The sequence below is a fragment of the Cytobacillus sp. genome (assembly GCF_032154635.1).
Lineage (GTDB): Bacteria > Bacillota > Bacilli > Bacillales > Cytobacillaceae > Cytobacillus.
The window spans coordinates 1-15644 of record NZ_JALDXW010000060.1; the positions used below are offsets into that span (position 1 = coordinate 1).

Below are 15644 nucleotides of genomic sequence, written 5' to 3' on the forward strand. Positions count from 1 at the left end.
TAAAACTTGAATTAACGTTGACGTTTTTTGTTCGTTCAGTTTTCAAAGAGCAATACTTCCTTAGTCGTCGACAAGCGACTTAATAAATATATCATTTATTAATTCTACTGTCAATAACTTTTTAAAGCTATTTTGTTCAATTCACAATGACGACTTTTAATATATTATCACCTAACAACTATACAGTCAAGACTTTTTCACAAATAATTGGACAGCTCATTAAAAATTAGCTGTCCATTAAATAACCCAGGTTTGAATAGCTACTAATGCAAATAGACCGGGAATCCCTAAAAAACCAGAAACAGAAGATGTAATAAGATTTATAGGTACGTGGATGCCAAATTGATTGCCAAAAGCATTTAAAAAAAATAAAAAAAGTGCACCAATAAGTAATTTTATAACGCCCTGTCCAATAAATCTTATTGGCTTTAGAGGGGCACCTATAAATAATAATAAGAGAATTAATCCTCCTAATATGGAGATTACTACAACAGGCTCCAACAAAAAGTCCTCCTCTCAATATACTTGTACTTTCATACTATGATATGCAAGTACAAATAAGACCTAGAAAGAAGGACATGCTTTTTTTATTTTCTGAGAGTGATCTTTCTTTTCCTCACTTCTTTAAAAAGAAAGAAGTATTTTACCTCAGCTATCTTTGCTTGAGTTATTGCGTCTGCGGATGGGTCAAAACTTTTTTCTAGCAGCTGCCGCTGACTATTCCAAGAGTTCTTCAACTCATTTACCTTTTCTAATAGCTGATCATCAAATTCCTTCCGAAGCCAGCCCTTTTTGCGAAATAACATCTATTCCGCCTCCATTATTCTTAAACTTCTCTTCTTCCTTCTAAAGCTTTTGAAAGTGTCACCTCATCAGCGTATTCTAGATCTCCTCCAACTGGCAGCCCATGGGCGATACGAGTCGCTCGGATACCTGATGGCTTTAAAAGTCTTGAAATATACATCGCTGTTGCTTCTCCCTCAATATTCGGGTTTGTTGCAAGGATGACCTCTTGCACCGTATCATCTTGAAGTCTCTTTAAAAGACTTGGAATATTAATATCTTCAGGTCCTATACCATCCATTGGTGAGATAGCTCCTTGAAGTACATGATACAGCCCATGATATTCTTTCATTTTTTCCATTGCTATCACGTCTTTTGGATCTTGGACTACACAAATAACCGTTCGATCCCTTTTTTGGTCCTCACATATATAGCAAGGATCCTGATCTGTGATATGACTGCAAATCGAGCAGTACGTTAAATTCCTTTTTGCATTGACTAAAGCCTTCGCAAAATCAAGTACAGTGTCTTCCTTCATACTTAATACAAAAAATGCCAGACGTGCGGCCGTTTTCGGGCCGATACCTGGCAATTTCATAAAACTGTCAATCAGCTTTGATATCGGTTCAGGATAATGCATATCGATTCCTCCTAGAAAAGCGTAAGTGCCTTGGTCAACTCCGAACAAACGCAGAAGGTCCGGGCCTTTCGATAAAGGAGACACCATAAGTGATAGCCAATTGAATGTCGACTTATCGAAGGAAGCGGACCTGAAGTTTGATAGGCAATAGGACGCTTGCGCTAGACAATTCTGTCTTAGAACATTCCCGGGAGATTCATCCCTTTAGTGAATTGGCCCATTGTATTATTTGTTAATTCATCTGCCTTTTTCAATGCATCATTAGTAGCTGCCAAAACAAGATCTTGAAGCATTTCAATATCTTCAGGGTCTACAACTTCTTCTTTAATATTCACTTCAAGTACTTCTTTGTGTCCAGAAACAACGACTGTAACCATTCCGCCGCCAGCTGTTCCTTCAATTCTTTCTTCTCCAAGCTTTTCTTGAGCTTCAGCCATCTTTTTTTGCATTTTTTGCATTTGCTTCATCATATTTTGCATATTTCCCATTCCACGCATCGTTTTTTTCCTCCAATAACTATTCTTTAATTTCTATTAAACCTTCTCCAAATAACTTCTTTGCCTCAGCAATCAGCGGCTCTTCCTCCATTTGATTTATTCCCTCATTGGACTCGCCGTCATGCTGAGTATGGAGAAAGTCTTCCCTAATCTTTTGCCATTGTTCATCAGGGATCCCCGCAATTTGCATTCGCTTCCCTAATAATTCATGCATTATATTTGCTAATGTTTCTAAAAACTTAGCATTGTCCATCGCCATTTGGCAATGAATCTCATATTTAAATTTAATAATGCAAGCATTTTGTGATGCTGCCACAGGCTCTGCTTCATTTAATAAAGCTGCTTGTGATCGCATTTGATTATGAACTAGCCGATTGAGCATATCGCCCCATTGACTCTTTATAGCCTTTAAATCTCCTTTTGTCGCTTGCTTTAGTATTTCATTAATTTTACCAACGGGGACTTGAAATCCTTTTCTGGAGCTTCTTTGTGGTTTCTTTTGCACAGCCTGCTGTGATTCATCACTTACAGCTATCCCATTTCGTTTTAGATCGCCTATCTCTTGTTCAAGCTGGTTTATTCTATTTAGTAATGGTTGAAGATCACCAGTTGGCGTTACTTGTAATCCTCCTTCAAGCTGACAAAGTCTTACAATTGCAACTTCAAGAAAAATTCGTGGATGATTCGTCCAACGCATGTCTTGCTGTGCCTTATTTAATACATCGATTAATTTATAAAGCTCTTCTGGTTTTATTTTTTCTGCAAGTGTTCGAAAATCATCATCAAGCATGACTCTTTCTAACGATTCTTCTAATCTTGGGGCAGCCTTAAAAAGCAGCATATCTCGATAATAAAGAATAAAATCCTCTACAAATCGAGAAGGATCTTTTCCGTGAAAAAGGAGTTCCTCAAGATATTCCAAACCAGCTGCCGCATCCCTTTCAAGGACTGCATTTGCCAATTTATTAAGAAAGCCTTGTGATACAGCACCTGTGACTGTTAAAGCATCTTCAATCGTTACGCGATCCTCACTAAAAGAGATAGCTTGGTCGAGTAAGCTTAATGCATCACGCATTCCACCATCAGCGGCCCTTGCTACAATTTGAAGAGCTTGCTCATCACATTGAATACCAGTCTCCTCAACAATAAGCTTCATTCTTCCTACTATCGCTTTCGCCGTAATGCGTTTAAAGTCAAACCGCTGACATCTGGAAATAATCGTAAGCGGGATCTTATGCGGCTCTGTTGTTGCCAAAATAAAAATGACATGCTTTGGAGGCTCTTCAAGTGTTTTCAATAGTGCATTAAAGGCGCCAATGGAAAGCATATGTACTTCATCAATAATGTAGACCTTATATTTCACTGAGGTTGGTGCATACTTCACCTTATCGCGAATATCTCTTATTTCTTCTACACCATTGTTTGACGCTGCATCGATTTCGATCACATCTGGAATCGAACCATCGGTAATTCCTTTACATGATGCACATTCATTGCATGGCTCATTCACCGGGGCCCTTTCACAGTTTACGGCTTTTGCTAAAATTTTCGCCGCACTTGTCTTCCCAGTTCCTCTTGGGCCAGAAAATAAATAAGCATGCGATATTTTTTGCTGAAGCAGGGCGTTTTGCAATGTCTTCGTTACATGCTCCTGTCCAACAACATCTATAAAGCTTTGTGGCCGCCAAACGCGATATAAAGCTTGATAACTCATCGACACGCCCCCTTCCTGTGCACTCTTCCACCATTATAACGTATCCCTGTTCTTTTTTAAAAGGAAACAAATAAAAAACTCATCTCAATTGAGATGAGTTTCATTTATTATAGTTAAACTGCCGTGCACCTTCCGTCGACTAACGCCCATAAGCGTTACTTAAGCAGTTAGCTCGGCCCAGGCAACCCTGCGGCACATGAGAGTGTCCACTTAATGCTGCTTCCTTCCGGACCTGACATGGTTCATGGATTCCCATTGCGCAGGACCCAGGCGTCAACACCACTTACTTAAGGCAGGCCCTACAGGACATCAGCCTCGGGAAGGGATTCAGCCTCGCTAGAGCGGATTGCGAGTACAGGGCACCGCTACCTCCCCGCCTAGCACGGCAAAGTTGAAACCATATTTAGGTGTCAATGAATGACACAATATAAGTATACTAATATCATTTGTAAAAATCAATGCTTATCCATTGTTAATTCCTTCATCTATCTCCAATTGTAACTTTCGTTGTTTCTTTTCTTCCTTTTTACGCAAACGCAGCCCTTTAAAAAAGGTAGATAAAAGGTCACCACATTCTTTTTCTAATACTCCAGATACAACCTCACTCTGATGATTAAACCGTTCATCTTGAAGCAAGTTCATAAATGTCCCTGCGCATCCGCCCTTTGGATCCTTGGCACCATAGACTACCTTTTTTATTCGAGAAAGCATGATAGCTCCAGCACACATTGGGCATGGTTCTAGTGTCACGTATAAAATGGCATCTTCCAGTCGCCAGGTTCCGAGTGTTTGACAAGCCTGATCAATAGCCAGTAGTTCTGCATGAGCAATTGAGCTTTGGTTATATTCCCTTAAATTATGTGCCCTGGCTATAATTTCTCCATTCAGCACAATAACTGATCCGATCGGAACTTCCATTAATTCTTGCGCTTTTTTAGCTTCCTTAATTGCTTCTTTCATGAATGTTTCATCTCTATCTAGATTTTGCAGCATCCATCTCATTCCTTTTGCTTTTTCCTCTATAAATTATATCATTTCTTTTTTCTCTCATTCATAAAATGTTGTAATGACTAATTTTTGATTAGAACATTCATTCAATTACTGCCCTATTCGGTTTCATCTAGGAGGGAATAACTTGCAAATTCATGTTGTTCAGCCAAACCAATCCTTATATGCGATTGCACAAGTCTATGGTTCAAGCGTTAGTGATATTATAGAAGCCAATGAACTTCCAAATCCAAACAATCTTGTAATTGGTCAAACGCTTGTTATACCAATTATTGGTCAATTTTACTGGGTTCAATCTGGTGATAGCCTATATTCGATCTCAAGAAAGTTCGGTCTTTCATTTCAGGAACTTGCGTCTGTTAACGGCATTTCTGTAAATCAGCCGCTTCAAATCGGATTTCGGCTTTATATTCCTCCCCGTCCAAAAACAAGAGCGGAATTCAACGCCTATGTTGAGCCGAGAGGAACAACGGTTGCTCCTAATTTAGAAGCTAGCGCAAGAGAGGCAGCGCCGTATTTAACATATTTAGCCCCCTTCAGCTTCCAAGCGCTCCGTGATGGCTCACTGAAGGAACCGCTGCTTAACAACTTCCCTGCCATAGCTCGTGCAAATAACAATGTATTAATGATGGTCATTACAAATCAGGAAAATGATCAATTCAATGATGAACTTGGGCGAATTCTTCTGAACGATTTGCCTATACAAAATCGATTTCTAAATAACATCGTTACGACAGCAAAGAAATACGGCTTTAGGGATATCCATTTTGACTTCGAGTTTCTACGCCCCGAAGACCGGGAAGCATATAATCAATTTCTTCGAAAAGCAAAAGCTCGCTTTCAACAAGAGGGGTGGCTAATTTCTACAGCGCTTGCTCCTAAAACAAGGGCAGATCAGCCTGGAGAATGGTATGAAGCGCATGATTACAGAGCACACGGTGAAATTGTCGACTTTGTTGTTATCATGACATATGAATGGGGATATAGCGGGGGTCCAGCTATGGCTGTTTCTCCAATTGGACCAGTAAGAGATGTAATTGAGTATGCATTAAGTGAAATACCTTCTACAAAAATTATGATGGGTCAAAACTTATACGGCTATGATTGGACATTGCCGTTTGTACAAGGATCAATAGCTAGAGCAGTCAGTCCACAGCAGGCCATTCAGATTGCAGCAAACAACAATGCAGCTATCCAATATGATTATACAGCCCAAGCACCCTTTTTCCGCTATACAGACAGTGAAGGAAAGCAGCATGAAGTTTGGTTTGAAGATGCTAGGTCCATTCAAGCTAAATTTAATTTAGTGAAAGAACTCAACTTAAGAGGAATGAGCTATTGGAAGCTCGGTCTATCCTTTCCGCAAAACTGGCTCTTAATCACAGAAAATTTCAATGTAGTAAAGAGAGCTTAATGAAAATAACAATATTCTTCCCTACTAACAGCTGGCCATTCGTACAGCTGTTTTTTCATTGCCCTCCTCTCTGAAATTCCATATCCTTACCACCTAATAGTGTGTTAAAATATCTTTTGTGTCATTATTGAACTAGCGTCCTAACGGATACAATTTTATTAAATAGAATAGAACCAAGTAGAAAGTAGGAGGGCAATCTATGGGGGGAACACCTTTTATTACTGTAGAGGGGCCAATTGGTGTCGGGAAAACATCTCTTGCGAAAGAGATAGCCAAACAATTTCAATTTGCATTATTAAAAGAAATCGTCGATGAAAATCCATTTTTAGGGAAATTTTATGAGGATATTGAAGAATGGAGCTTTCAAACAGAAATGTTTTTTCTGTGTAACCGCTATAAGCAGCTAGGTGATTTAAACAATCATTTTTTAACTAAAAATAAACCTGTCGTTTCCGATTATCATATATTAAAAAATTTAATATTTGCTGGCCGTTCACTAAATTCAGTCGAATACCAAAAATATTTAAAAATCTATGAAATATTAACAAATGATATGCCTAAACCAAATGTGGTCATTTATTTACATGCCAGCCTTGAAACACTCTTAACCCGAATTAAGCTTAGAGGACGAGAGATTGAAAGAAATATTAGCCCTTTGTATTTAGAGCAATTATCCATTGACTATGAGAATGCCATAAATGACTTTGAAGAAAAGCACCCGGACATTCCAGTCCTGCGCTTCAATGGCGATCATCTAAATTTTGTAAAAAATAAAAATGACTTATCTTATATACTTGATACGCTATCCACATTATTGAAAAAGAGGAGCATTCAATCATGAATTTAAGAAATAAATACGAGATCCCTGCAAACTCCGTGATCACCATTGCTGGAACAGTTGGAGTCGGGAAATCAACCATGACAAATGCACTTGCCAAGGCACTTAACTTTCGCACCTCCTTTGAAAAGGTCGATACAAATCCTTACTTAGATAAATTCTACGCTGACTTTGACCGCTGGAGCTTCCATTTACAAATTTACTTCCTTGCTGAGCGCTTTAAAGAACAAAAAAGGATCTTTGAATATGGAGGCGGCTTTATTCAAGATCGCTCCATTTATGAAGATACAGGCATCTTTGCTAAAATGCATTTTGAAAAAGGGACAATGTCAAAAACCGATTATGAAACATATACAAGCCTTTTTGAAGCTATGGTCATGACGCCCTATTTCCCACATCCTGATCTCTTAATCTACCTTGAAGGTTCCCTTGACGATATTCTTTCTCGCATTCAAGAAAGAGGCCGCCCCATGGAACAGCAGACACCGATCGCCTATTGGGAAGAAATGCATCAGCGTTATGAAAACTGGATTAATACATTTAACGCATGCCCTGTACTAAGACTTAATATTAATGATTACGACATAATCAATCATGAAGAATCAGTTGAACCCGTTGTCGAACGTATCTCAAACTTTTTAAAGCAAACACAATTATTAAAAAAATAGTCGCCATCAATGGCGACTATTTTCTTTATAAAAAAAAAATCGTTACAGCTCTTGTAACGATTTTATCTCCAATTTATGCGCATGTTAGATGTCAATTTAAATGGAGGAGGAAAGGGGATTCGAACCCCTGCGCGGTTTGACCCGCCTGTCGGTTTTCAAGACCGATCCCTTCAGCCGGACTTGGGTATTCCTCCGTATCGACAAGAAATACTATATCATTTAATTAAAACTAAGTCAACATTATTTTTGTAATGTTTTCTGAGCGGGTTGAGCCCGCTCAGAACGGGAATTTATTGCGCTTTAATAACATCCCTGTTTCCCATATAAGGACGTAACACTTCAGGAATAATGACACTTCCGTCTTCCTGTTGATAATTTTCTAAAATAGCGGCAACCGTACGGCCAATCGCAAGGCCAGACCCATTCAATGTATGGACAGCCTCAGGTTTGCCTTTCGGCTCACGACGGAATCGAATATTGGCACGTCTCGCTTGGAAAGCTTCGAAGTTACTGCAAGAAGAAATTTCTCGATATGTGCCATAGCTTGGAATCCAAACCTCGATATCATATTTTTTCGCAGCAGTAAAGCCAAGATCGCCTGTACACATGCTCATTACACGATATGGAAGACCTAATAACTGTAATACCTTTTCCGCATTCTTTGTAAGCTTTTCCAATTCTTCATAAGAATCTTCTGGTTTTACAAATTTCACAAGTTCTACTTTATTAAATTGATGCTGGCGAATGAGCCCTCTCGTATCACGTCCGGCAGATCCAGCTTCAGAACGGAAGCAGGCACTAAATGCAGCATAGTTAATTGGCAGGTCTTCAGCACTTAGAATTTCATCACGATGCATATTTGTAACTGGTACTTCTGCAGTTGGTATTAAGAAATAGTCCTCACTTTCAATCAAAAATGCATCCTCTTCAAATTTTGGAAGCTGCCCTGTACCTGTCATACTTGCACGATTAACTAAGTATGGCGGCATGACTTCCTTATATCCATGCTCATCTGTATGAAGATCCAGCATGAAGTTAAACAAAGCACGCTCTAATCTCGCCCCTAGACCTTTATAGAAAACAAAGCGGCTCCCGGTTACTTTCCCAGCACGTTCAAAATCAAGAATACCTAAATCATCAGCAACATCCCAATGTGGCTTTGGTTCAAAATCAAATTTACGAATTTCTCCCCATTTCCACGCTTCTATATTATCATCTTCAGTCTCTCCAACCGGGACACTTTCATGCGGAATATTAGGAATGCTTAGCATTAAATGCTCTAAAACCTCTTCTACTTCTCTTAATTCATCATCTAGCTTCTTGATTTCATCTCCAACATCTCTCATCTGTGTGATTAAATGATCCGCATCCTGCTTCTCACGCTTTAAGACCGCAACCTGCTGTGAAACTTCATTTCTTTTACTCTTCAGCTGCTCTGCCTCTACTATTAATTCACGGCGTCTTCCATCTAGTTCTTCAAACTTCCCTAAATCCCCTAAATCCTCTCCACGGTGCTCTAGCTTCTTTTTTACTTCTTCAAAATTTGCTCTTAAATACTTAATGTCTAACATGTAAAATTCCTCCTTTTAAAATAAATAATAAGCTTACCTCTTTCGATTAAACGCTATTCTAATGATCCTGCAGCAATACAAAAAACTCCCGTCCCCAAAAAAGGGACGAGAGTTACCCGCGTTGCCACCCTAGTTGAAAGCTGAAGCTTTCCACCTTAAAATAATAACGGTTTTAACCGAAAGTAATTACTAACCTAAAACGGCTTTCCATACTTTACTCGAGGATGGATTCACAAGCAGCATTCACCGATTTTCACCAGCCACCGGCTCTCTATAGAATGAATATCCTGTTACTATTTCCTCTCATTGCTTTGAACTATTTGAATTTAAGTAATTCATAATTTACTACAATTATGAACGATTTGCAACCATATTATTCAAATATTTACTTTTTCGCTTCCTTCACCATATCAATAAAGTAAGCAGTCAAACGGTGGTCCCCTGTTAACTCTGGATGAAATGAACAGCCTAGAATATGCCCCTCACGAGCAGCGACAATTCGCTCCTTATGCTTAGCTAGTATCTCCACATTCTCTCCAGCTTGTACAATATGCGGAGCGCGGATAAAGACTGCTTGAAAATCTTCTGCTACACCACCAATATCTAAATTGGCTTCAAAGCTTTCTTTCTGACGTCCAAATGAATTTCTTTCAACCTTTACATCCATAACGCCAATATGTGGTTCATCATAACCGGTAATATTATTTGCTAATAAAATCAAGCCTGCACAAGTCCCGAACATTGGCTTGCCTGAATCAGCAAATGCTTTTAGGCTCTCCATAAAGTCATATTTATCAATTAATTTACGCATTGTGGTGCTTTCTCCACCAGGAAGAATGAGACCGTCAATTCCATCCAATTGTTCTTTACGTTTAATGACAACAGCTTCTGCACCGCATGCCTCAATAGATATTACATGTTCCCTTACGGCGCCTTGAAGGCCAAGAACCCCAATTCTAATCATTTAGTATTCTCTCCTTACCAGCCGCGCTCCTGCATACGAGCCTCTGGAGCTAATGTTGAAATTTCAATCCCCTTCATTGGTGCACCTAACTCTTTTGAAAGCTCTGCAATTAATTTATAGTCTTGATAATGTGTTGTTGCTTCAACAATTGCCCGGGCAAATTTAGCTGGATTTTCCGATTTAAAAATACCCGATCCAACAAAGACGCCATCTGCGCCTAGCTGCATCATAAGGGCAGCATCAGCAGGCGTTGCAACGCCGCCTGCTGCAAAGTTAACAACAGGAAGGCGTCCAAGATTCTTAATTTCAAGAAGAAGCTCATACGGTGCTCCTAAAAGTTTAGCCTCTGTCATTAGTTCATCTTCATTCATCCCAACAACCTTTCGAACTTGTGCATTAACTTTTCGAATATGGCGAACAGCCTCAACAATATTTCCCGTTCCTGGTTCACCCTTTGTTCGAAGCATGGCCGCCCCTTCACCGATACGGCGTGCAGCTTCACCTAGATCTCGGCACCCACAAACAAAAGGAACGGTGTATTCCTTTTTATTTAAATGGTATTCCTCATCTGCAGGAGTTAACACTTCACTTTCATCTATGTAATCTACACCCATAGCTTCAAGTACTCGCGCTTCTACAATGTGACCAATACGTGCCTTTGCCATAACTGGAATTGTGACTGCATTCATAACTTCCTCGACAATACGAGGATCAGCCATTCTTGCTACACCGCCTGCAGCACGAATATCTGATGGAACTCTTTCCAATGCCATTACCGCAACTGCACCCGCGTCCTCTGCAATTTTTGCCTGCTCCGCATTAACGACATCCATGATGACGCCGCCCTTTTGCATTTCTGCCATTCCTCTTTTTACCCGGTCTGTTCCTGTCTTCATTGTGCTCCCCCTTTGTCTTATACCATCAGCCATGGATGGGTGATTCGATTATATATATTGGGAAAGAAATATTTTATTAAATCAATCGGAATAATTACCCTTCCCTAATGAAAATAAACAACAAAAAGGGTTTCCTGTCAAGACAGGAAACCCTCATTTTTTTAAAACCAGCCCTTAACTGTTGAAGAAATACTTCCCCAAACATTTCCAAAGAAGCTGCCAATTCCGCGCATCATCAGCACAAACCAGTTTGCTTTTTCAATATCAGCGGCTGCGACAACATCGACTTGAATATTTTTTTGTCCATCTTCCGTTAAAAAGTTTAATGCTTGTCCATCTGCTGCTTTTATTGTCAATGTACCAATCTTTTCTCCCTTTTTGATTGGTGCTGTCAACTCGCCTTTCTCGTTTAGCTTCTTTTTATCTAAAACGAGCTCAGGCTTGTAATTTTCTTTTTCTCCATTTTTAACAACCATTGTAATCGGTTCATTTGTTTGAATCTTTACCTTATCCTCTTTTCCTTTAATTACAGGCAACGTTTTTTTCCCTTTCACCTGATAATTTTCAGGAAATAATTCCTCTTTACTAAAATTACTGAAGGCATAATCAAACATTTTTCTTGTTTCATCAAAACGAACCTTTTTATTTGTGTTCTTCCCATTTTCATCTTTTGCATTCATGATTACGGTAATATAGCGCGTACCGTTTCTCTCCGCAGTACCAGTGAAACATAGTCCCGCAAAGTCAGTCGTTCCAGTCTTCAGACCATCTACACCCTCATAGCCATACACAAGGCTTGGAAGCATCCAGTTCCAATTTTCCATTTTAATCATGTCATCCGTACCTTGACGAAATTCCATTTTTGGTGTGCTTGCTGTTTCAAGCACTTCTGGAAAATCACTAATCAAACGTGACGCTAGCTTTGCTGTCGCTCTAGGAGACATGACATTTTCCTCTTCAAGATTTCCTGTATGATGAAAACCTTTTAAATCAGAGTTATTTAATCCGGTAGAGTTTACAAATTTATAATCCTGCAAACCTAGCTCTTCTGCTTTTTTATTCATCATTTTAACGAAGTTCTCTTCAGAACCAGCAATTGTTTCAGCAATCGCAATGGTTGCCCCATTTGCGGAATAGATCGTCATTGCCTGATACAATTCGCGAATACTATATTTTCCATCTCTGCGTAATGGAACATTCGATAATCGCGGGTAATCTTGAGATACTTTATAAACATATTCATCTACTGCGTATTCCTGATCCCACTTTACACGTCCTTCTTTAATCGCTTCAAGCAGCAAATATTCTGTCATCATTTTTGTCATACTAGCAACCCCAAGGACTTGATCGGGATTTTTAGCATAAAGCACTCTTCCTGTCTCTGCCTCTACTAAAATAGCACCATCTGCATTTATATTTAAAGCATTCTCTGCATATGCTCTATTTAAATTCGGGAAAATTCCTAATACCATTATTAACACAAGGAAACTAGCAACATATTTACGATATTGTTTTATTTTCAATATAAAGCCCTCCAACATATTAGTACACTTTTGTTATTTTAACACAACTCACCTATAAAAAATAGGCAGATGATTTACCTATTCTTTCCCCATTAGAAAAGCGTAAGCGCCTCGATCATCGCCGTACAAACTGGAAGGGCTCCGACTGAGATAAAGGAAACACGGTTTGTGTTAGCAAACCGATGTTGACTTATCGTAGAGAGGAGACCTGAAGTTTGATAGGCGATAGGCGCTGGCGCTAGACAATTCTCTAACTCCAAAGATATACTTTCTTATCCCATAAAAAAAACAGAGGAGAACTTTTTCTCCCCTGCTGCCTATTAGGATATTGAATAATTGGGTGCTTCCTTTGTAATCTGTACATCATGTGGGTGGCTTTCTCGCAAACCAGCGCCAGTCATTCTTACAAATTGAGCATTTTCTCTTAATTCCTTTAAATCCTTTGTACCGCAATATCCCATGCCTGACCGCAAACCGCCAACAAGTTGATAAATAGTATCTGAGAGAGGTCCTTTATAAGGCAGGCGGCCTTCAATTCCCTCTGGAACGAATTTCTTATTATCCTCTTGGAAATAACGGTCTTTTGAACCTTTTTCCATTGAAGCAACTGATCCCATGCCTCGATATACTTTAAAGCGACGGCCTTGGAAGATTTCCGTTTCTCCAGGGCTTTCTGATACACCAGCTAATAAGCTTCCTAGCATGACTGCGTGTCCGCCTGCAGCAAGTGCCTTAACAACATCTCCTGAATATTTAATTCCACCATCAGCAATAATTGTTTTTCCATGTTTCCTAGCTTCTGTTGCACAATCATAAACAGCTGTAATCTGTGGAACACCTACACCTGCAACTACACGTGTCGTACAAATCGAACCAGGGCCAATTCCGACCTTTACAATATCTGCTCCTGCTTCAATTAAGTCCTTTGTTCCTTCAGCCGTAGCAACATTCCCAGCAATAATAGCTAGATCAGGGTAGCTGCTGCGGATTTCGCGAACTGTATCTAAGACACCTTTTGAGTGTCCATGAGCAGTATCAAGTACAATCACATCAACCTGTGATTTAACAAGCTGCTCCACTCTTTTCATTGTATCCTTCGTCACACCAACAGCTGCTCCCACTAATAAACGCCCATGTTGATCTTTTGCAGAATTAGGGAACTCAATGACTTTCTCTATATCTTTAATAGTAATTAACCCTTTTAAAATGCCATTACTATCTACTAAAGGAAGCTTCTCGATTTTATACTTTTGAAGAATTTTTTCAGCTTCAGCTAATGTTGTGCCAACGGGAGCAGTAACTAGATTTTCTTTTGTCATTACATCTGAAATAATGATTGAGAAATCAGAGATAAAGCGAAGATCACGATTTGTTAAGATACCAACAAGTTTTTGCTCTTCTCGATTGTTAACAATAGGAACACCTGAGATGCGATATTTTCCCATCAAATGTTCTGCATCGAAAACTTGTTGTTCTGGGGTGAGGAAAAATGGGTCTGAAATAACGCCGCTTTCGGAACGTTTAACTTTATCAACCTGTTCGGCCTGCTGTTCAATGGACATATTTTTATGAATAATTCCTAGTCCTCCTTGACGAGCCATTGCAATTGCCATTTCCGCTTCAGTGACCGTATCCATTCCAGCACTAATAATCGGAATATTAAGCTTTACTTTATCTGTTAACTGGACACTTAAATTCACATCTCTTGGAAGAACCTCTGATTTAGAAGGAACAAGCAATACATCATCAAATGTTAAACCCTCTTTTACAAATTTACTTTCCCACATCTTTTTTACCCCCTAGACTCGAAAATATTATTAGTAGGTTATCAATTGGATAAAATACTGTCAAGGTAACTTTAATATGTTAGATTTTTCTAATAATTACGGAGGGATATTTTTAATGTTTACATACACAAATTGGAACTCATTTCTTCCATTTTTTTCAGCAAACTCTACTCAAGACTATTTAAAAAGCTGTTATCAGCAGCGTAATCTTGAAAAGGCTGATCTTAATAGTTACGAAAAAAGCTATCCCTTTATATATTATCTTGAACATGGACAAATATATTACAAACAAGCAGAAATAGCTCCATTAATTATACAGCCCATTCTTCTTTTTTATGGACTCGTTCATTTAATTAAAGCATGTATATTAACAATTGATCCGAACTACCCTGAAACAACATCTGTTTTGGCACACGGTGTTTCCACAAGAAAAAAAAAGAAACAGCAATACCAATTTTTTCAGGATGAAGTGAAATTTCAAAAGAGTGGACTATTTCCATATATGGCAGAAAAAATGTTTCACATGAAACAGTTAGAAGGAGAAAAAACGACAATGGAAGAATTGCTTAAGCAAATACCTGAACTAAGTTCACTCTTTTCTAGACTTGGAGGGAAGAATACTTTTTTACAATTAAAAAAACAAAAAGATATGTTATCTATATCAAAGTGTATTTTAGATGAATACCATATGACTGAATCCCGCTTTATCGACTATTGGAAATCAAAATCAACTTTAGAAGTTTTATTCGAGCATTCAGATCAAGATTTTATTCACTTTAAATATTCTCAACTACATATTGATGATATTCTTCCTATAAAATTCTCTTTAGAAGATAATCAACTTGTTTATCCATTAAAAAAAGGCATATTAAACAACTTCCCTGAATTATTAATTCATTATTTACTTTTATACAATTTAAGTATGATTGCTCGTTATGAAACTGAATGGTGGAGCGAGACAATAAAAATGATGCCCAATTGTGATTATCCGTTTATACAATCCTTTCTTAACATTACTTCTAGTAAAGGCCCCTTCTTAGTTTATCAATTTTTAATGAAAGAAAATCTAGCATAGTGAGTTTACACAATTATAGACTAAACACTTATATATAACAAAAAAGAGCACCCATAAGGATGCTCTTTTCATTTGCCTAGCGACGTCCTACTCTCACAAGGGGACAGCCCCTAACTACCATCGGCGCTGAGAAGCTTAACTTCCGTGTTCGGGATGGGAACGGGTGTGACCTTCTCGCTATCGCCACTAGACCTATTTATGATGAGGGTTGTTCCCTCAAAACTAGATAATGCTAAAGAAGAATTATGAGTAATCATTTTGTCCAG

15 protein-coding genes, 1 tRNA gene, 1 rRNA gene, 1 other RNA gene and 1 other annotated feature are annotated in these 15644 nt (G+C 38.7%); of the genes, 4 read left to right on the top strand and 14 right to left on the bottom strand.

What is annotated here, in order from left to right:
- Positions 1 to 237: 237 nt before the first annotated feature.
- The 7 genes from RUH74_RS22695 to tadA form a co-directional block, all read right to left on the bottom strand.
- Entirely contained in the window at positions 238 to 501 is a 264-nt protein-coding gene (locus RUH74_RS22695; RefSeq protein ID WP_313804675.1) for a pro-sigmaK processing inhibitor BofA family protein, read from the bottom strand.
- Positions 502 to 587: 86 nt separating this feature from the next.
- Positions 588 to 806, bottom strand: coding sequence for a YaaL family protein (locus RUH74_RS22700; RefSeq protein WP_313804678.1), 219 nt, complete (start codon positions 804 to 806; stop codon positions 588 to 590).
- A 20-nt stretch (positions 807 to 826) separates the two neighbouring features.
- A complete protein-coding gene (recR, locus tag RUH74_RS22705; protein ID WP_313804681.1) occupies positions 827 to 1423 on the bottom strand; it encodes a recombination mediator RecR in 597 nt (198 codons plus the stop codon).
- Positions 1424 to 1599: 176 nt separating this feature from the next.
- Entirely contained in the window at positions 1600 to 1920 is a 321-nt protein-coding gene (locus RUH74_RS22710) for a YbaB/EbfC family nucleoid-associated protein (protein WP_057768422.1), read from the bottom strand.
- Between the two features lie 19 nt (positions 1921 to 1939).
- A complete protein-coding gene (dnaX, locus tag RUH74_RS22715) occupies positions 1940 to 3634 on the bottom strand; it encodes a DNA polymerase III subunit gamma/tau (protein ID WP_313804689.1) in 1695 nt (564 codons plus the stop codon).
- A gap of 121 nt (positions 3635 to 3755) precedes the next feature.
- An RNA gene (gene ffs, locus RUH74_RS22720) (signal recognition particle sRNA large type) lies at positions 3756 to 4020 on the bottom strand.
- A 76-nt stretch (positions 4021 to 4096) separates the two neighbouring features.
- Positions 4097 to 4627: a tRNA adenosine(34) deaminase TadA gene (gene tadA / locus RUH74_RS22725; protein ID WP_313804690.1), complete on the bottom strand. Its 531-nt coding sequence runs from the start codon at positions 4625 to 4627 to the stop codon at positions 4097 to 4099.
- A 142-nt stretch (positions 4628 to 4769) separates the two neighbouring features.
- Here tadA and RUH74_RS22730 point away from each other — a divergent pair, with 142 nt between their 5' ends.
- The 3 genes from RUH74_RS22730 to RUH74_RS22740 all read left to right on the top strand — a co-directional run bounded on the left by RUH74_RS22730 (position 4770) and on the right by RUH74_RS22740 (position 7562).
- Entirely contained in the window at positions 4770 to 6056 is a 1287-nt protein-coding gene (locus RUH74_RS22730) for a glycoside hydrolase family 18 protein (protein ID WP_313804691.1), read from the top strand.
- 199 nt (positions 6057 to 6255) lie between these two features.
- Complete coding sequence (locus RUH74_RS22735; RefSeq protein WP_313804692.1) at positions 6256 to 6897, top strand: deoxynucleoside kinase; 642 nt, start codon at positions 6256 to 6258, stop codon at positions 6895 to 6897.
- Complete coding sequence (locus RUH74_RS22740; RefSeq protein WP_313804694.1) at positions 6894 to 7562, top strand: deoxynucleoside kinase; 669 nt, start codon at positions 6894 to 6896, stop codon at positions 7560 to 7562. The genes RUH74_RS22735 and RUH74_RS22740 overlap by 4 nt, the downstream gene beginning before the upstream one ends.
- 101 nt (positions 7563 to 7663) lie before the next feature.
- Here the strand turns inward: RUH74_RS22740 and RUH74_RS22745 are convergent.
- The 6 genes from RUH74_RS22745 to guaB all read right to left on the bottom strand — a co-directional run bounded on the left by RUH74_RS22745 (position 7664) and on the right by guaB (position 14303).
- Positions 7664 to 7756, bottom strand: a tRNA-Ser gene (locus RUH74_RS22745).
- A 96-nt stretch (positions 7757 to 7852) separates the two neighbouring features.
- Positions 7853 to 9133, bottom strand: coding sequence for a serine--tRNA ligase (gene serS, locus RUH74_RS22750; protein WP_313804696.1), 1281 nt, complete (start codon positions 9131 to 9133; stop codon positions 7853 to 7855).
- A 98-nt stretch (positions 9134 to 9231) separates the two neighbouring features.
- Positions 9232 to 9449, bottom strand: a binding site (T-box leader).
- Positions 9450 to 9518: 69 nt separating this feature from the next.
- Positions 9519 to 10097, bottom strand: coding sequence for a pyridoxal 5'-phosphate synthase glutaminase subunit PdxT (gene pdxT / locus RUH74_RS22755; protein ID WP_313804699.1), 579 nt, complete (start codon positions 10095 to 10097; stop codon positions 9519 to 9521).
- Positions 10098 to 10111: 14 nt separating this feature from the next.
- The gene (gene pdxS, locus RUH74_RS22760; protein ID WP_313804701.1) at positions 10112 to 10993 is read right to left on the bottom strand and encodes a pyridoxal 5'-phosphate synthase lyase subunit PdxS; all 882 of its coding nucleotides are present in this window, start codon (positions 10991 to 10993) and stop codon (positions 10112 to 10114) included.
- A 161-nt stretch (positions 10994 to 11154) separates the two neighbouring features.
- Positions 11155 to 12534, bottom strand: a complete 1380-nt coding sequence (locus RUH74_RS22765; protein ID WP_396230156.1) for a D-alanyl-D-alanine carboxypeptidase family protein — start codon at positions 12532 to 12534, stop codon at positions 11155 to 11157.
- Positions 12535 to 12836: 302 nt separating this feature from the next.
- Positions 12837 to 14303 carry an IMP dehydrogenase gene (guaB, locus tag RUH74_RS22770; RefSeq protein ID WP_313804703.1) on the bottom strand — a complete coding sequence of 489 codons (1467 nt, stop codon included), beginning with the start codon at positions 14301 to 14303 and terminating at the stop codon, positions 12837 to 12839.
- A 115-nt stretch (positions 14304 to 14418) separates the two neighbouring features.
- Between guaB and RUH74_RS22775 the strand changes: the two genes are divergently transcribed.
- Complete coding sequence (locus RUH74_RS22775; RefSeq protein ID WP_313804706.1) at positions 14419 to 15378, top strand: YaaC family protein; 960 nt, start codon at positions 14419 to 14421, stop codon at positions 15376 to 15378.
- 74 nt (positions 15379 to 15452) lie between these two features.
- Here RUH74_RS22775 and rrf read toward each other — a convergent pair.
- Positions 15453 to 15569 (bottom strand): 5S ribosomal RNA (gene rrf / locus RUH74_RS22780).
- Positions 15570 to 15644 lie beyond the last annotated feature (75 nt).